The 15,536-nt window shown below is 75.0% G+C and carries 19 protein-coding genes and 1 riboswitch; of the genes, 9 read left to right on the forward strand and 10 right to left on the reverse strand.

Annotated elements, in window-relative coordinates; all coding sequences use genetic code 11:
• Positions 1-174 precede the first annotated feature (174 nt).
• Positions 175-1,197 (reverse strand): 1-aminocyclopropane-1-carboxylate deaminase, encoded by a 1,023-nt coding sequence (locus ASG36_RS08805; RefSeq protein ID WP_055762818.1) that lies wholly within the window; start codon positions 1,195-1,197, stop codon positions 175-177.
• Positions 1,194-1,835 (reverse strand): GntR family transcriptional regulator, encoded by a 642-nt coding sequence (locus tag ASG36_RS08810; RefSeq protein WP_055762821.1) that lies wholly within the window; start codon positions 1,833-1,835, stop codon positions 1,194-1,196. The genes ASG36_RS08805 and ASG36_RS08810 overlap by 4 nt, the downstream gene beginning before the upstream one ends.
• 65 nt (positions 1,836-1,900) lie before the next feature.
• On the opposite strand from ASG36_RS08810, the gene ASG36_RS08815 reads away from it, so the two are divergent.
• A complete protein-coding gene (locus tag ASG36_RS08815; protein ID WP_055762824.1) occupies positions 1,901-2,398 on the forward strand; it encodes a PaaI family thioesterase in 498 nt (165 codons plus the stop codon).
• A gap of 4 nt (positions 2,399-2,402) precedes the next feature.
• On the opposite strand, the gene ASG36_RS08820 is transcribed toward ASG36_RS08815, so the two are convergent.
• Complete coding sequence (locus ASG36_RS08820; RefSeq protein ID WP_055762827.1) at positions 2,403-2,759, reverse strand: helix-turn-helix domain-containing protein; 357 nt, start codon at positions 2,757-2,759, stop codon at positions 2,403-2,405.
• A 69-nt stretch (positions 2,760-2,828) separates the two neighbouring features.
• Here ASG36_RS08820 and ASG36_RS08825 point away from each other — a divergent pair, with 69 nt between their 5' ends.
• Both ASG36_RS08825 and ASG36_RS08830 read left to right on the forward strand, forming a co-directional pair.
• Positions 2,829-3,485 carry an FMN-dependent NADH-azoreductase gene (locus tag ASG36_RS08825; RefSeq protein WP_055764819.1) on the forward strand — a complete coding sequence of 219 codons (657 nt, stop codon included), beginning with the start codon at positions 2,829-2,831 and terminating at the stop codon, positions 3,483-3,485.
• Between the two features lie 38 nt (positions 3,486-3,523).
• On the forward strand, positions 3,524-4,138 hold the full coding sequence (locus ASG36_RS08830; RefSeq protein ID WP_082522968.1) for a hypothetical protein: 615 nt from the start codon (positions 3,524-3,526) through the stop codon (positions 4,136-4,138).
• Positions 4,139-4,174: 36 nt separating this feature from the next.
• Here the strand turns inward: ASG36_RS08830 and fabG are convergent, their stop codons facing one another.
• Positions 4,175-4,933: a 3-oxoacyl-ACP reductase FabG gene (fabG, locus tag ASG36_RS08835; RefSeq protein ID WP_055762830.1), complete on the reverse strand. Its 759-nt coding sequence runs from the start codon at positions 4,931-4,933 to the stop codon at positions 4,175-4,177.
• Positions 4,934-5,059: 126 nt separating this feature from the next.
• Positions 5,060-5,164: riboswitch (TPP riboswitch) on the forward strand.
• Here fabG and ASG36_RS08840 point away from each other — a divergent pair.
• From ASG36_RS08840 to ASG36_RS08850, 3 genes are all read left to right on the forward strand, one after another.
• Positions 5,164-5,781 carry an ECF transporter S component gene (locus ASG36_RS08840; RefSeq protein ID WP_055762833.1) on the forward strand — a complete coding sequence of 206 codons (618 nt, stop codon included), beginning with the start codon at positions 5,164-5,166 and terminating at the stop codon, positions 5,779-5,781. (Overlaps the previous riboswitch by 1 nt.)
• Before the next feature lies 1 nt (position 5,782).
• On the forward strand, positions 5,783-7,249 hold the full coding sequence (locus ASG36_RS08845) for an ABC transporter ATP-binding protein (protein ID WP_055762836.1): 1,467 nt from the start codon (positions 5,783-5,785) through the stop codon (positions 7,247-7,249).
• Positions 7,246-8,007, forward strand: coding sequence for an energy-coupling factor transporter transmembrane protein EcfT (locus ASG36_RS08850; RefSeq protein ID WP_055762839.1), 762 nt, complete (start codon positions 7,246-7,248; stop codon positions 8,005-8,007). Before ASG36_RS08845 ends, ASG36_RS08850 begins: the two co-directional genes overlap by 4 nt.
• 5 nt (positions 8,008-8,012) lie before the next feature.
• On the opposite strand, the gene ASG36_RS08855 is transcribed toward ASG36_RS08850, so the two are convergent.
• Positions 8,013-8,342 carry a hypothetical protein gene (locus ASG36_RS08855; protein WP_055762842.1) on the reverse strand — a complete coding sequence of 110 codons (330 nt, stop codon included), beginning with the start codon at positions 8,340-8,342 and terminating at the stop codon, positions 8,013-8,015.
• 103 nt (positions 8,343-8,445) lie between these two features.
• The gene (locus ASG36_RS21480; RefSeq protein ID WP_082522969.1) at positions 8,446-8,616 is read right to left on the reverse strand and encodes a CsbD family protein; all 171 of its coding nucleotides are present in this window, start codon (positions 8,614-8,616) and stop codon (positions 8,446-8,448) included.
• 423 nt (positions 8,617-9,039) lie between these two features.
• Here ASG36_RS21480 and ASG36_RS22300 point away from each other — a divergent pair, with 423 nt between their 5' ends.
• The 3 genes from ASG36_RS22300 (at position 9,040) to ASG36_RS08870 (ending at position 11,342) form a co-directional block, all read left to right on the forward strand.
• A complete protein-coding gene (locus ASG36_RS22300) occupies positions 9,040-9,876 on the forward strand; it encodes an RNA polymerase sigma factor (RefSeq protein ID WP_082522970.1) in 837 nt (278 codons plus the stop codon).
• A 4-nt stretch (positions 9,877-9,880) separates the two neighbouring features.
• Positions 9,881-10,477, forward strand: coding sequence for an Asp23/Gls24 family envelope stress response protein (locus tag ASG36_RS08865; RefSeq protein ID WP_055762845.1), 597 nt, complete (start codon positions 9,881-9,883; stop codon positions 10,475-10,477).
• 103 nt (positions 10,478-10,580) lie between these two features.
• The gene (locus ASG36_RS08870) at positions 10,581-11,342 is read left to right on the forward strand and encodes an MIP family channel protein (RefSeq protein WP_055762848.1); all 762 of its coding nucleotides are present in this window, start codon (positions 10,581-10,583) and stop codon (positions 11,340-11,342) included.
• 13 nt (positions 11,343-11,355) lie between these two features.
• Here ASG36_RS08870 and ASG36_RS08875 read toward each other — a convergent pair whose 3' ends face one another.
• The 4 genes from ASG36_RS08875 to ASG36_RS08890 form a co-directional block, all read right to left on the reverse strand.
• Complete coding sequence (locus ASG36_RS08875; RefSeq protein ID WP_055762851.1) at positions 11,356-11,823, reverse strand: DUF805 domain-containing protein; 468 nt, start codon at positions 11,821-11,823, stop codon at positions 11,356-11,358.
• Positions 11,824-11,887: 64 nt separating this feature from the next.
• Positions 11,888-13,411 (reverse strand): DUF6297 family protein, encoded by a 1,524-nt coding sequence (locus tag ASG36_RS08880; protein ID WP_055762855.1) that lies wholly within the window; start codon positions 13,409-13,411, stop codon positions 11,888-11,890.
• Positions 13,408-14,094, reverse strand: a complete 687-nt coding sequence (locus ASG36_RS08885; protein ID WP_055762858.1) for an ABC transporter ATP-binding protein — start codon at positions 14,092-14,094, stop codon at positions 13,408-13,410. The genes ASG36_RS08880 and ASG36_RS08885 overlap by 4 nt, the downstream gene beginning before the upstream one ends.
• Before the next feature lie 33 nt (positions 14,095-14,127).
• Positions 14,128-15,507, reverse strand: coding sequence for a uracil-xanthine permease family protein (locus tag ASG36_RS08890; RefSeq protein ID WP_157498739.1), 1,380 nt, complete (start codon positions 15,505-15,507; stop codon positions 14,128-14,130).
• Positions 15,508-15,536: the final 29 nt, after the last annotated feature.

The raw sequence follows: 15,536 nt of genomic DNA on the forward strand, positions 1-15,536 counted from the left end.
CGCCCTCGGCCTGGGCCTGACGACCGCCACCCGGCGCCGCCAGCACCAGCAGTAGAGACCCCCACAGGGCACCACCGGCCCGACCACCCCAGCCAGGGGCGGTCGGGCCGGTGGTGTGCCCGGCTCACGGAGTGGCAGGGACGCGGGGAGCGCGCCCTCCCACTCCACAGCGCGTCAGCTGAAGAGGGCGCTGTACCCGTTCAGGGCCGGCTGTCCACCGAGGTGGGCGTAGAGCACGGTGGAGTCGGGCGAGATCTCCTTCGAGCGGACCAGCTCGATGGTCGCGGCCATCGACTTCCCCTCGTAGACGGGGTCGGTGACCATGCCCTCGGTGCGGGCGGCGGTCTCCATGGCGCGCAGCGTGACGTCGTCCGGGATGCCGTAGACCCCCGCGTGGAAGCGCTCGTCGAGCTCGACGTCGTCCAGGGTCAGCTGCCGCTGCAGCCCGATCGCGGCGGCGGTGCGCTGGGCGATGCGCAGCACCTGGTCGCGGGTCTCGGCGGGCTTGGCCGAGGCGTCGACGCCGAGCACGCGCCGGGGGCGGGCGCCGTCCTCCTCGAGCTTGGCGAACCCGGCGACCATGCCGGCCTGCGTCGAGCCGGTCACCGAGCAGACGACGACGGTGTCGAAGAAGACCCCCAGCTCGGCCTCCTGCTGGGCGACCTCGCGGGCCCAGTGGGCGAAGCCGTGGCCACCGAGCGGGTGGTCCGAGGCACCGGCCGGGATGGCGTAGGGCTTGCCCCCGCGGGCCTCGATGTCGGCCAGCGCGGTCTCCCAGCTCTCCTTGAACCCGATGCCGAACCCGGCCTTGACCAACCGCACGTCGGCGCCGGCCAGGCGGGAGATCAGGATGTTGCCGACCTTGTCGTAGACGGCGTCGGGCCAGTCGACCCAGCTCTCCTGGATCAGCACGCAGGACAGCCCCAGGTGCGCGGCGACCGCGGCGACCTGACGGGTGTGGTTGCTCTGCACCCCGCCGATCGACACGAGGGTGTCGCAGCCCTGCGCCAGCGCCTCGGCGACCAGGTACTCCAGCTTGCGGGTCTTGTTGCCGCCGTAGGCGATGCCGGAGTTGCAGTCCTCCCGCTTGGCCCACACCGCGGCACCGCCGAGGTGCTCGGTCAGCCGGTCCAGGCGGTGGACCGGCGAGGGCCCGAAGAGCAGCGGGGTGCGGGGGAAGTCGTCGAGCGTCGTCACGGGGTCTCCTCGGAGAGTTCGGCCAGCAGGGCGGTCCAGATGGCGGTGGTGACCGAGACGGCGTCCTCGACGTCGCGGTGCTCGCACGCGGCGATGAGCCGGTCGTGCAGGTCGACGGAGTCCGCGCCGTGGGCGGCGGCGAAGCGCAGCCGCTCCAGCCGGCGGACCAGCGGGGTGAAGCGGTCGACGGTCGCGGTGACGGCGCCGTTGCCGCAGCGCGCCACGAGCACCGCGTGCAGGGCGTCGTCGGCGTCCAGGGCGGCGTCGACGTCCCCGGCCCCGACGGCCGCGGCGAAGGCGGCGTTGGCCGTGCGCATGGCCGCCACGTCGTCCGCGGTCACGGTGGGGACGGCGGTGCGGACGGCGAGCTCGTGCATCGCCCGGACGACGACGGCAGCATCGCGCACCGCGGCCGGGACGACGGCGGTGACCCGGGTGTGGCTCTGCGGCTTGGACTCGACCAGGCCCTCGTCGGCCAGCCGGGCCAGCGCGGTGCGCACCGGGGCGACCGAGAGGCCCAGCCGGGTGGCGAGCTCGGCGTCCTTGACCACCCCGCCCGGGGGCAGCTCACCGGAGACGATCGCCTCCCGGATCCGCACCAGGGCCTGGTCCCGCAGCAGCACACGCACAACTGACATCTCAGATGTCAGTTGGCCGGATGTCAAGGGGCAGAGCCGAGGCGAGCGGCGGCTACGTTGCCGGTATGACGCTCGAACCGACTCGCGAACGCACCCACACCTGGGGAGACCCCGGCGTCTCCGCCGCGGAGGTGCGCACCAGCGAGGGCATCGAGGTGCTGCGCGGGATCGCCCAGGGCCGGCTCCCCGCCGCCCCGATCGCCTCCACGCTGGGCATGGGTCTGGAGTCCGTCGAGCCCGGCCGGGTGGTCTTCACCCTGGAGCCGGCCGAGTTCCACTACAACCCGATCGGCTCGGTGCACGGCGGGGTCTACGCCACCCTGCTCGACTCGGCCTGCGGCTGCGCGGTGCACTCGATGCTCCCGGCCGGGGTGGGCTACACCAGCCTGGACCTGACGGTGAAGTTCCTGCGCGCGATGCGCACCGACACCGGACCGGTGCGCTGCATCGGCACCGTCACCCACCTGGGCGGCCGGACGGCGCTCGCCGAGGCCCGGCTCGTGGACGGCGCGGACCGGCTCCTCGCGACGGCGACCAGCTCGATCCTGGTGATGCGTCCCTGAGGGGTCAGCCGGCCTTCGGGCAGCGCGGGGCGAGGTTCTCCGTCGCCCAGCGACCCAGCTGGTCCAGGACCGGGGCCAGCGCGTCACCCGAGGGCGTCAAGCGGTAGCTGACACCCACCGGGGGCCCGGCGTCGACGGTCCGCTGCACCAACCCGGCGCCGGCCAGCTCGGTGAGCCGGTCGGACAGCACGGAGTCGCTGATCCCGCCGACGGCCCGCCGCAGCTCGCTGAACGTGGCCGGCCCCCCGGTGAGGACGGCGATGACCATGCCGTTCCAGCGCTTGCCCAGGAACGAGAAGGCGTGGCTCAAGGCGGCGTCACACGCCCGGGGCTCGTGCACCACGTCCTCCACACGACCCACCCTACCCGTGCTAGCTTTTCTCTGGTCGCTCGTTTTTTCCTAGCTACACACCTGAGAGAAGTGGTCACCGTGTCCCTGTTCCGTCTGGACGCCAGCATCCGCACCGAGGGCTCGGCCAGCCGGGCCATCGCCGACATCGTCGAGGCCCAGTGGCGCGAGGACGCCCCCGACGCCCCGGTCACCCGCCGGCACGTCGGCACCGAGCCGCTGCCCGCCACCGCGTGGGGCGACGCCGTCAACGCCGCGTACACCCCCGAGGACCAGCGCACCCCCGCGCAGACCGAGGCCGTCGCGCTCGCCGCCACCCTCACCGACGAGCTCGCCGACGCCGAGGCACTGCTCATCGCCGTCCCGCTGTACAACTTCGGGGTCTCCCAGCACGTGAAGAACTGGGTCGACCTGGTCATCACCGACCCCCGGATGGCCCCCGGTCAGCCGCCGCTGCTGGCCGGCAAGCCCGCCGTCCTGGTCACCGTGCACGGCGGCAACTACAGCGCCGGCACCCCGCGCGAGGACTGGGACCACGCCACCGGCTGGCTGCGCCGCATCCTCGCCGACGTCTGGCAGCTCGACCTCACCGTCGTCACCCGCGAGTTCACCCTTGTCGGGGTCAACCCGGCCCTCGACGAGTTCACCGCGATGGCCGAGGAGCTCAAGGCCGACGCCGAGCGCGAGGCGGCCGAGCACGGCCGCCGGCTCAGCACGTCGCGCCGCGTCGCCGCCTGAACCCGCGGCCCCGGGGGCCGCGTGGTGGGATCGCCCTCGTGAGCGAGCTCCCACCGGCCCCCGCCGTCCGCCTGGCCCAGCGCTCCGACGTCCCCCGGTTGGCCGCCACGCTCGCCGCGGCCTACCCGGACTACCGCTGGACCTCCTGGGCCTTCCCCGACGACGGCCGGGCCCAGCGGCTGCACCGGTGGCACGAGGTGCTCGCAGGCCTGGCCGGGGTGGACGCCGGGACGACGTGGGTGAGCGAGGGCTGCACCGCCGTCGCCACCTGGGAGGCACCCGGCGACCCCGCCCCGGCTGCGGACATGCAGGCCGTGCTCGACCGCGACCTGCCCAAGGTGTTCGGCGGCCGGCACCGGGTCGTGCAGGCCTCCGACCGGATCGCCGCCGGCGGGCGCCCCGACGGACCGCACTGGTGGCTGCGGGCGGCCGGCGTCCGGGCCTCGGTGCGCCGGCAGGGCCTGGGCGCGGCGGTGCTGCGCCCGGTGCTCGAGCGCTGCGACGCCGACGGCGTGCCGGCCGCGCTGGCCGCCTACACCTCCGGCGTCGTCCGCTGGGCGGAGTCGCTGGGCTTCGTGGTCAGCGCCAGCGAGCGCACCGCGGTCGACCACGAGCTGCCCGTCTGGACCCTGGTGCGCCCGGCCGGAGGGTGAGCGCGCAGGGATCCTGCGCGCCCACCCTCCACCAGGTCAGTCGCGCGGGCCGCCGGCGACGTAGATGACCTGACCGGACACGAAGCCCGCGCCCTCGCTGGTCAGGAACGACACCGTGTGCGCGATGTCCTCGGGCTGACCCACCCGGGCGACCGGGATCTGCTTGGCGGCCATCGCCTTGTAGTCCTCGAAGGGGACGCCGACCCGCTCCGCGGTGGCGGCGGTCATGTCGGTGGCGATGAAGCCCGGGGCGATCGCGTTCGCAGTCACGTTGTAGCGGCCCAGCTCGATGGCCAGGGTCTTGGTGAAGCCCTGCATGCCGGCCTTGGCCGCGGAGTAGTTCACCTGGCCGCGGTTGCCCAGCGCCGAGACGCTGGACAGGTTCACGATCCGGCCGTACTCGGCCTCCACCATGTGCTTCTGGGCGGCCTTGGTCATCAGGAAGGCACCGCGCAGGTGCACGTTCATGACGGCGTCCCAGTCGTCGACGGGCATCTTGAAGAGCAGGTTGTCCCGGGTGATGCCGGCGTTGTTGACCAGCACGGTCGGCCCGCCGAGCTCCTCGGCGACCCGGTCGACGGCGGTGGCCACGCTGGCCTCGTCGGCCACGTTCGCGCCCACGGCGATCGCGTCGCCGCCGGCGGCCTTGATCTGCTCGACCGTGCCGGCGCAGGAGCCCTCGTCCAGGTCGAGCACCGCCACCGACATCCCGTCGGCGGCGAGCCGCAGGGCGATCGCCGCACCGATCCCCCGGGCCGAGCCGGTGACGATCGCCGTCCGCTGTGTGTCCGCCATCTGTTCTGCGCTCCTCGTCGAGTCCGTTCGCGCTGTCCTACTGGCCAGTACGTCTGCGCACCGGTCTACCAGCAGGCCCGGACGGCGGCTCGATGCGGGCCTGCGTACAGTCCCGCTCACAACAGAACACACCGACAGGGGAGCGCCAGCAGGCGCTGAGAGTGCGGGCAACCGCAGACCCTCGAACCTGAACCGGGTCATGCCGGCGTAGGGAGTCTGGAGAGATCGACATGACCGCTGAGGTCACCCGTCCCACCGCTGCACGCAGCACCGCACCGCGCCGCACCTGGCGCACCGTCGACATCGTCACGACCGCCGTCCTGGGCGTCGCTTTCGGCGTCGTCTTCTGGGCCTGGAACCTGGTCTTCGGCGTCCTGGCCGCCCCGCTGGACTTCTTCCCGCCGCTGTCCGCGCTGCTCAACGGGGTCTACCTCATGCCCGGCGTGGTCGCCGGCCTGCTGGTGCGCAAGCCCGGCGCCGCCGTGTTCGCCTCCGGCCTGGCCGCCGCGGTCAGCCTGCTGCTGGGCTCGCCCTACGGCGGGATCATCATCGTCTACGGCCTGATCCAGGGCCTGGGCGGCGAGATCGGCTTCCTGCTCACCCGCTACCGCAGCTTCGGCTGGGGGACGGCGGTGCTGGCCGGCGTCACCGCAGGGCTGTCCACCTCCATCCTGGACACCACCGTCTACTACGCCGACCTGGGCTTCTGGGCCTACAAGGTGCCCTACACCGCGTTCACCGTGCTCAGCAGCGTGCTGCTCGCCGGGGTCGTCGGGCTGCTGCTGGTCCGGGCGCTGGCCCGCACCGGGGCGCTGAGCTCGTTCGCCTCCGGCCGCAGTCGCGTCTGAGGTGCCGGCGCCCGCCACGGTCCGGGCGCGCGGACTCGCCGTCCGGCACGCCTCGCGGCTGGCCTGGGCGCTCACCGGGGTCGACCTCGACGTCGCCCCCGGTGAGCGGGTGCTGGTCACCGGCGCGTCCGGGGCCGGGAAGTCCACGCTGTTCGCCGTCCTCGCCGGGCTGCTGGACCCCGAGGCCGCCGAGGTCACCGGCGAGCTGACCGTCGACGGGCTCGCGCCCGCTGACGCGCGCGACCGGCTCGGTCTGCTGCTGCAGGACCCCGACAGCCAGCTGGTGATGACCCGCGCCGGGGACGACGTGGCCTTCGGCCTGGAGAACGCCGGCGTGCCCGCCGAGGAGATCTGGCCCCGGGTGGACGCCGCGCTGGACGCGGTGGGCTGGCGCTACGGACGCGACCGGCCCACCCAGATGCTGTCCGGTGGGGAGAAGCAGCGGCTGGTGCTGGCCGGTGCGCTGGCCCGGCGTCCCGGGCTGCTGCTGCTCGACGAGCCGACCGCCCAGCTGGACCCGGCGGGTTCGGACGTCGTCCGCACCTCGGTGGCGCGCGCCGTCGCCGACCGCGCCACCACCCTGCTCGTGGTCGACCACGACGCCGCGCCGTGGCTCCCGCTGGTCGACCGGGTGGTCGAGGTGGTGGACGGCGGCCTGGTCGCCCACGGCCCCGGCTGGACCCCGACCTCCCGCACCGCCGGCCTGGCGCTGCCCCCAGCTTCGATCAGGTCTCCTGATCCAAAGCTGGCCTCCCTCACCAACGTTGCTGAGGGCGGAGAGACGTCGATCAGGTCACCTGATCCACGCTGGGGGGCGCTGGTGGTCGCGGAGGGGGCGGGGTTCTCCTACCGGGGGACGACGACGCCCGCGCTCACGCCCACCGACCTGGCGCTGCCCGCGGCGGCGGTGACCGCGGTGACCGGGGCGAACGGGACGGGGAAGTCGACGCTGGCGCTGTTGCTGGCGGGGCTGCGGGGGCCGACGGTGGGCCGGGTGCGGGCGGCGGAGGAGCTGGCGGTCCGCGGGGAGCGGACACCGCACCGGTGGCGGGCCGGGGAGCTGGTCACCCGGATCGGCACGGTGTTCCAGCAGCCCGAGCACCAGTTCCTCACCGGCCGGCTGCGCGACGAGCTGGAGCTGGGGCCGTTGCGCTCGGGCTCGGGGTCGACCGCGGCGCGGGCCCGGGCGGAGGAGCTGCTCGAGCGGCTCGGGCTGACACCCTTCGCCGACGCCAACCCGTTCACGCTGTCCGGCGGGCAGCAGCGCCGGCTGTCGGTGGCCACCGCGCTGGCCACCGCGCCCCGGGTGCTGGTGCTCGACGAGCCGACCTTCGGCCAGGACGCCGCGACCTGGCGTGAGCTGGTGACGCTGCTGGCCGAACAGCGGGCCGCCGGGTGCGCGGTCTGCGTGGTCACCCACGACCGGGACCTGGTCGACGTCCTGGCCGACGGGGAGCACCCGCTGTGACGGCGTCCCTGGCCCTGGGGCCGACGCCGGACGTGCCGCTGTCCCGGATCAACCCGGTCGCCCAGCTGACCGCCATCGTCGTCGTCACGCTGGTGCTGCTGACCAGCCTGGACGTGGTGACACCGGCCGTCGTCGTCGCGGTGGAGCTGTGCCTCTTCCCCGCCGCCGGGCTCACCCACCCGCGCACGGTGTGGCTGCGCACCTGGCCGCTGCTGGTGGGGGCGACGAGCGTCGGACTGGTGAACCTGTGGCTCGGGGAGTCCGGGGCGGTGTCGGCACTCGGCCTGGCGCTGCGGGTGGTCGGGCTGGCGCTGCCCGGGGTGTTCCTGGTGGCCTCGACCGACCCGGTGCGGCTGGCCGACGCGCTCACCGTGCACTGGCGCTTCCCGGCCCGGTTCGCTGTCGGCGCGCTGGCCGCGCTGCGGCTGGTGCCGCTGCTGGTGGCCGAGTTCGAGTCGGTGCGACTGGCCCGGCGGACGCGGGGCGTGGAGGCCGGCCGCGACCCGGTCGCCCGGGTGCGGCTGCTGGCCGGGATCGGGTTCACCCTGCTGGTCGGGGCGGTGCGGCGGGCGTCGCGGCTGGCCACGGCGATGGACGCGCGGGGGTTCGACTCCGGCGTGGTGCGCACCAACGCGCGGGGCTCGGTGCTGCACGCCCGCGACGGCTGGTTCGTGCTGGCCGCCGTCGCCGTCTGCGCGGTCGCGGTGACCGCCAGCGTGCTGGCCGGGGCGTGGGACCCGGTGTTCGTCGGGGGCTGAGCGGCTCAGTCGGGGCGGATCTCGAACAGCGCGTCGAGGCCGGTCACGGTCAGGGGGCGGGTGACCACCCGCTGCTCGGTCAGGAGCACCACCCGGGACGACGTCGCCCGGGCGAGCCCGGCGAGCAGGGCCAGTCCGGCGCTGCCCAGGAAGGTGACGGCGCGGGCGTCGACCGTCGTCGCGGTGACGTCGGCGGGCGCCTCGGCGGTCCACCGGGCGACCAGCCCGTGGTCGACCTCGCCGACCAGGGTCAGGGTGTCCCCGTCGAGGGTGATGGCCCCCCGGTCGGGGTGCGTCGCGCTGTGCTGCACGCGGACGGTGCGGTGGACGGCCATCGGGGTGCGGTGCTCGCTCTCGCTCGATCGGTGGGTGGGGCGGCCCGGCCCGGGCGCGTGCCGGCGCCCGGGCCGGGCAGGGGTCGGAGACCCCGCGGACGACCTACTTGAAGACGTCCTTGATGTTCTCGCCGGCCTGCTTGGTGTTCGCCGAGGCCTGGTCCTTCTGGCCCTCGGCCTGCAGCTTCTCGTTGTCGGTCGCGCCGCCGACGGCCTCCTTGGCCTTGCCCAGGGCCTCTTCCGCAGCGTTCTTGATCTTGTCGATGCCGCTCATGGGGATCTCCTTCGGGTGGGGCCGGACGCTGCCGGGCGTGACGTGCTGACACCCCTTCAGACGNGCCCTCGGCCTGCAGCTTCTCGTTGTCGGTCGCGCCGCCGACGGCCTCCTTGGCCTTGCCCAGGGCCTCTTCCGCAGCGTTCTTGATCTTGTCGATGCCGCTCATGGGGATCTCCTTCGGGTGGGGCCCGGACGCTGCCGGGCGTGACGTGCTGACACCCCTTCAGACGGGGACGCCGCCGCATCCTCACGTCCCGATCGAGTGAGCTGCATCACTGGTCTCGTACGCTCGGTCGCCCGCCACCGGGTAGGGCACGACACGACATCCGACGTGGGCAATCCGGACAGGCCCTAACGGACGAACGAGTTCCGCAGTGCGCTGGAGCGCGCCCCGCCCACGACCGACGAGGACCCACCGCCGTGACCCACCCCGCCCGCGAGACCGCCCTGCGCGGTCCGGTGGAGCGGTCGGGAGCGGTGGCGGACCCGGCAGCCGCCCGGGAGGTCCTCGCCGACCACCTCACCGGCCCGTTGGCCACCCCGGAGACCGCGGACGACGTCGCGCCGCTGGACCTGCCCGCTCCCCCCGTCGGCCTCCCGCTGTCCGACAGCCCGGCCCGGCCGCAGCCGGCCGCGGACCCGACGACCTCGGCCGCCCCGCAGATCGAGCACGACGACCCTCGGCCGGTCCCCGCCCGGTTGGACGCGGGGTTCCTCGACGGGGCGGGGCTGCCCGACGACTACTTGGTCCAGCAGGCCGCCCGCGGCTCGGTCGAGGCGTTCGGCCTGCTCGTCGAGCGGCACCGCGACCGGGCCTTCCGGCTGGCCTACCGACTGGTCGGCGACCGGGCACTGGCCGAGGACGTCGCCCAGGAGGCGCTGGTCTCGGCCTGGCGCGGGTTGCCGGACTTCGCCGGCCGGTCGGCGTTCAGCACCTGGCTGCACCGCATCGTCACCAACCAGGCGCTGACCCTGCTCAGCCGGCCGCGCCGGACGGTCCCGCTCACCGGCGAGGAGCCGGTGCCGGTCTCCGAGCAGACCGACCGCGTCGTCGAGCGGCGGGCCCGCACCGCCGCGCTGCGCGCCGCCGTCCTCGCCCTGCCCTTCGACCAGCGCGCCCCCCTGGTGCTGCACCAGTTCGAGGGGTTGTCCTACGCCGAGGTCGCCGACGTCCTGGAGCTCACCGAACCCACCGTGCGCGGCCGGCTGCACCGGGCCCGCCGAGCCCTGGTGACCGCGATGGCGGACTGGCGGTGACCCGGTGAGCGCACCCCCGACCCCGCGGCTGCCCTGCGGGGCCGACGTCGAGGAACTCCTGGAGCAGGTCGCCGACGGCGTCGTCCCCGACGCCGGGACCCTCGAGCACCAGCGCACCTGCCCGTTCTGCGGGCCGGCGCTGGCGGAGCTCACCACCGCCTGGGCCCCGCTGGACGCCCTCGACGAGACGCCGCCGACTCCCCGCACGCTGGATGTCAGCGTCATGGAGCGGGTGGCCACGCACGCCGTCCACGGCTGGCACGCCGTGGTCGGCGACCGGACCGGGCGCACCCGGATCGGGGCCTGGGTGGTGGCCGTGGTCGCCCGCCGGGCCGCCGCCGGCGTCGCCGGGGTGCACACCGTGACCGGCCGGGTCCTGCCGGGCGGTGCCGTGCCGTCCGACGGGCCTGACCACGGGGTCCAGGACGGCGACCACCCGCCGGTGGTCGTCGTCCTCACCGTCACCGTCGACGCCGGGGTGCCCATCCCGCCCCTGGTGGACCGGGTCCGCCGGCTGGTCGCCCGGCACGTCCGGGTGTTCACCGGGCTGACTGCCCTGCAGGTCGACGTGCACGTGGCCGACGTCGCCGGTGGTCGGTGAGCCGGTTCACACCGGACAGCGCGTGAGGATCGCCGCCGCGCCCCGTCTGACCCCCCGGACGCGCCCTGAGGCGCGTCGTCCCCACGACTCCGGGAAGGTCCCCATGAGCACCACCACCGCCCCGCCCCAGCCGGCGCTGCCGATCCGCGGGTTCGCCGAGTTCCTCGGCACCGCCCTGCTCGTCATCGCCGGCGTCGGCACGGCCGTCGCCGCCCCCGACACCGGCACGCTCGGCATCGCGATGGCCTTCGGCCTCGCCCTGCTGGTGCTCGCGTACACGCTGGGACCGGTGTCAGGCTGCCACGTCAACCCGGCGGTGACCCTGGGCCTGCTCGTCGCCCGGCGCATCGAGCCGGCCGCGGCCGGGGTCTACGTCGTGGCCCAGCTGCTCGGCGGTCTGGCCGGCGCCGGCGTGGTGCTGGCGTTCCGCTCCGGTGACCCCTCGTTCGACCTGTCCGCCGACGGCCTGGGCGCCAACGGCTGGGGCGCGGCCTCGACCGGTGGCTACGGACTGTCCTCGGCGATCGTGGTCGAGCTGGTGCTGACCGCGCTGCTGGTCCTGGTCGTCCTGTCGGCCACCGCGCGGCAGTCGAACGCCGCCGTCGCCGGGCTCCCGATCGGCTTCACCCTCGTCGTCGCGCACCTGGTCGCGATCCCGGTCGACGGCACCTCGGTCAACCCGGCCCGCAGCTTCGGCCCGGCCGTGCTGACCGGGGGCACCGCCCTCGAGCAGCTGTGGGTGTTCATCGTCGTCCCGCTGGTCGGCGGCGTGCTCGGTGCGCTGGTCTACCGCGTGCTCCGCGGCTCGGACTCCGACGCCGCCTCGCAGGACACCCCGGACCCGACCACCCGCGCCGGGAGCTGACCGCCGCCGTCCGTCAGGGCTGCTGGCCGTACCCCTGCGGGGGCTGCTGCCCGTAGCCCTGCGGGGGCTGGCCGTACTGCTGCTGCGGCGCCCACCCGGGCTGCTGCTGCAGGGCGCCCGTGGGCGGGCCGTACCGGTTGGGGCCCGGGTCGCCGGGCAGGCAGTAGAAGACCAGCAGCACGATCGCACCGACCAGCGGCAGGAAGCCGATCAGCAGCCACCACCCGGAGCGGCCGGTGTCGTGCAGCCGGCTGCGAGCCGAGGTCAGGGCCGGGGTGAGCACCGCCAGGTAGACGGCGAAGAGCAGGAAGGCCGGCCCGCCGGTGACCGACACGGTCCCTGGCGCCGTCTGTTCCCCGAAGAGCGCGAACACGACCGCCGCGACGACGACGAGCACCACGAACACCGGCAGGAAGTACCGCAACCAGTAGGTGCGCCGGTCGATCCGACCGCGGCTGACGTACCAGGACCCCAGTGACACGTGCGTTCCCCTCGTCGGACGGATCCGCACCCTCCCACAGGAACCGCAGGTCAGCGCGTCGTGATCACTCCTTCGAGCGGCGCGCCGTCTCCACGGAGACCAGCCCGAGCCCCACCGACCAGGCGACGGCGATCCCGAGCAGCAGCTGTGGCACCTCACCCAGCAAGAGAGCCACGACCAGCGGCACCGTGCCGAGCACCCCGAGGTCCAACCCGCGCACCAGGGTGGCCCCGACACCGGTGGGCACCGCGCCCATCGGCGAGGACAGCACGGGCCCCGACCAGTCCAGCTCCGGCCGGTAGCCCCCGCGCACCGCGGCGCCCGCCCAGGCCGGGGCGGTCGCCACGCCGAGCAGCACCCACTCCCAGCCGAGCCCGGTCAGCCCCAGCGACACCCCGCAGACCACGACCAGGCCGACCAGCGGGACGACGGCGCGCGAGCGGACGACGTCCCGGGCGTCCAGCGGCAGCGAGCGGTCCCCCGCCGGGGAGCCGTGCGCCCGGCGGCTGGGCTCACCCAGCGCGACCGCGGCCAGCGACCAGCCCAGGACGACGGCCACCGCCACCAGCGCGGGCACCTCACCCAGCCCGCGGGTGCGGGCGGCCAGCACCGGCAGCGCGGCCCCGATGGCCAGCTGCCCCCAGCGCCACGGGGAGCGGGAGAACACGGCCAGGTCGGCGGCGACGACGGCCTGCCACGGCTCGCGCACCCAGCTCCACGAGCGGGTGCGCCGCGGCGGGTGCACCGGGGTGCCCAGCGCGCGGCCCAGCTCCCGGGTGTCCAGCGACAGGGCGGACGCCGAGGCCACGAACACCGCCGTCCCCCGCTCGCGCAGGGCGCCGGCGGCGAGCCGGTCGCTGACCCGGTCGGCGGCGACCAGCCCGGCCACGGCCAGCACCGCGGGCACCCCGAGCAGCACCGGCACCGGCAGGTGGGGGGCGCTGGGCTCCCACGCCCACGACCCGGCGACCGTGCCCAGCAGCGCGGGGACGACGACGACCACGGTGGCCAGCGACCCGGCGACCGGGGCGACCCACCCGGTGCGGCCGGCGGCCTGCAGCACCACCAGGGCGCCGACCACCGCCAGGGCCAGCAGGGCCGCACCGGCGACGGTGGCCGCGACCTCGGCGACCGTGGGCGCGGCCGGGGCGGCGAGCACGACCGGCAGGGCGACCACGACCGCGGCCACCACGGCGACCAGGCCGACCCGGCGGAGCTCACCGCGCAGCAGGCCGCGCCGTCCGGCCGGGAGGGGGAGCCACCAGGCCGCGGTGGCCGGGGTCGCACTGACCGGGCCGAGCCGGGACAACAGCGCGACCACCCCCGCGGTGACGAGCACGGCGGCGACGACGGCGGTCAGCTCGCCGGGCAGGACCGTCGTCCCGGTCTCCGGACGGGCCGCGATCCGCTCGCGCAACGCGGAGAACGCCCCGCCCAGGACGGCGACGACGACCCCGGCGGTGGTCAGCCAGGACAGCACGTCCCCGCCGAGGGTCAGCCAGCTCGTGTCGGCCCGGGTGGCGGTGGCCTGCCGGGTGTACCTGCGGACGCCTGCCCCGCTGAGCTCGAGCGTCGGGTCGGCGTTCACCCCTCGCGCAGCGCCGCGACGGCGGCCTTCGGGGAGACCACGGTGCACTCCTCGTCGTCCACCACGAGCACCCGGCGGGCCACGGTGGACAGGAACTCCGGGTCGTGGCTGGCGAACACCACGGTCAGCCCGTCGGCGACGTCCTCGGCCAGCCGGGCGGCCAGCCGGCGGCGCATCTGGGCGTCGAGGCGGCGCTCGGGCTCGTCGAGCACCAGCAACCGGGCCGGCCGGACGAAGGCCGCCGCCAGCGCGAGCCGGCGCCGCTGACCCGAGGACAGCGCCGAGGGCAGCGCGTGCGCGCGCTCCTCGAGGCCGAACTCGGCGATCTCGTCGGTGACCACCTGCTCGGCGTCGGTGACCCCGTGCCCGCGGGCGGTGAGCAGCAGGTGCTCGGCGCCGGTGAGCGAGGGGAAGAAGGCGTCGTCGTCGAGCACGGTGGCCACCGAGCGCCGGAACACCGCCTCCCGTTCGTCCACCGGGCGGCCCTCGAGCTCGACGGTGCCGGCGATCGCCGGGAGCAGCCCGACCAGGGTCTGCAGCACGGTGGACTTGCCCGCGCCGTTGGGGCCGATCACCCCGACCGCCGTCCCGGCCTGCACGCTGAGGGTGACCGGTGCGCAGACCGGCTCCCCGCCGTAGCCGACCGACAGGTCACGCACCTCGAGGAGCCCGGTCTTCGCCATCGCCGCGCAGCGTAGAGCGCGCGGCTGTGCGGCTCAGTCCTCGCGGCGCCGGTCGGCCTCGGCGTCGGCGGCCCCCTCGACGAGCACCTCGGGCGCGAGCGGGGCGCGGGTGCGGCCGGGCAGCACCAGGTTGAGGACGACGGCGACCACCGCCGCGACCACGATCCCGGAGTCGAAGAGCGCACCCCACTCACCGGTGACCCGGTCCAGCGCGTCCGGGGCCGAGGCGATGCCGCGCCCCAGGGCCAGCGACATCGCCACGATGAGCAGCGAGCGGGTGGTGAGCCCGTCCTTGCTCAGCAGCTGCACGCCGATCGCGCAGACCATCCCGAAGAGCACCAGGACGCCCCCGCCGAGCACCGCCGGCGGGATCGCGGCGAGCACCGCGGCGACCTGGGGCAGCAGCGAGAGCAGCACCAGCACGACCGCGCCGATGGTCACCACGTGCCGGCTCATCTGCTTGGTGAGCGCGACCAGGCCGATGTTCTGGCTGAACATCGTGGTCGGCAGGGCACCGAACACCCCGCCCAGCACCGCGCTGCCGCCCTCGGCGAGGATCCCGCCGCGCAGCTCCCTCGTCGTCGCCGGCCGGCCCGCGCCGCCCTCGGTGACCGCGTGCACGGTGCCCACCGAGTCGACCATGTTGACCACCCCGACCACTGCCATGGACAGCACCGCGACCAGCGGGAAGCTCACCCCGAACTCGAACGGCGTGGGGACGGCGACCAGCGGCTCGTCACCCACCCCGGAGAGGTCGAGCAGCCCGAACGGGATGGCGACCACGTACCCGACGAGGACGGCGATGAGCACCGCGGCGCTGGACAGCAGCCCGCGGCCGAACTGGTTGAGCACCACGGTGAGCACCAGCACGACGGCGGCGACCGCCAGGTTCGCCGGCGAACCGAAGTCCGGGGAGCCGATGCCGCCGGCGGCCAGGTTCACACCGCTGGGCAGCAGACCCAGCCCGATGACCAGGATGATCGTGCCGGTCACCACCGGCGGGAAGAACTGGGCGACCCGGTGGATGTTCAGCCCGATGAGCACCTGGACCACGGCGGTGACCAGCACGCCGCCGAGCACCGCGGACAACCCGTAGTCCGCCGCCAGGGGCACCGCGACGGCGATGAAGGCGAACCCGGCACCCATCATCAGCGGCAGCCGGCTGCCGACCGGGCCGATGCCCACGGTCTGCAGCAGGGTGGCCAGCCCGGCGCACAGCAGTGCCGCCTGCACCAGCAGGGTGGCCTCGCCGGTGGTGGCGCCGATGACCCCGGCCAGCAGGATCGCCGGGGTCAGGTTCGAGGTGAACATGGCCAGCACGTGCTGCAGGCCCAGCGGCACGGCCACCGACCACGGCGGCAGCGCGTTCGGGTCGGTGGGGTCCCTCTGGAGGCCGGTCTTCGTCGTCGCCACGTCGTGCTCCCCCTGGCTCTGCGACGGCA

It is taken from the genome of Geodermatophilus sp. Leaf369, assembly GCF_001424455.1.
Classification (GTDB): Bacteria; Actinomycetota; Actinomycetes; order Mycobacteriales; family Geodermatophilaceae; genus Klenkia.

What these genes read in the sequence shown, in the direction of transcription:
- ASG36_RS08810 (WP_055762821.1), bottom strand. Translation starts at nt 1,835, where the DNA reads ATGTCAGTTGTGCGTGTGCTGCTGCGGGACCAGGCCCTGGTGCGGATC.
- ASG36_RS08815 (WP_055762824.1), top strand. Translation starts at nt 1,901, where the DNA reads ATGACGCTCGAACCGACTCGCGAACGCACCCACACCTGGGGAGACCCC.
- fabG (WP_055762830.1), bottom strand. Translation starts at nt 4,933, where the DNA reads ATGGCGGACACACAGCGGACGGCGATCGTCACCGGCTCGGCCCGGGGG.
- ASG36_RS08840 (WP_055762833.1), top strand. Translation starts at nt 5,164, where the DNA reads ATGACCGCTGAGGTCACCCGTCCCACCGCTGCACGCAGCACCGCACCG.
- ASG36_RS08855 (WP_055762842.1), bottom strand. Translation starts at nt 8,342, where the DNA reads ATGGCCGTCCACCGCACCGTCCGCGTGCAGCACAGCGCGACGCACCCC.
- ASG36_RS21480 (WP_082522969.1), bottom strand. Translation starts at nt 8,616, where the DNA reads ATGAGCGGCATCGACAAGATCAAGAACGCTGCGGAAGAGGCCCTGGGC.
- ASG36_RS08870 (WP_055762848.1), top strand. Translation starts at nt 10,581, where the DNA reads ATGAGCACCACCACCGCCCCGCCCCAGCCGGCGCTGCCGATCCGCGGG.
- ASG36_RS08885 (WP_055762858.1), bottom strand. Translation starts at nt 14,094, where the DNA reads ATGGCGAAGACCGGGCTCCTCGAGGTGCGTGACCTGTCGGTCGGCTAC.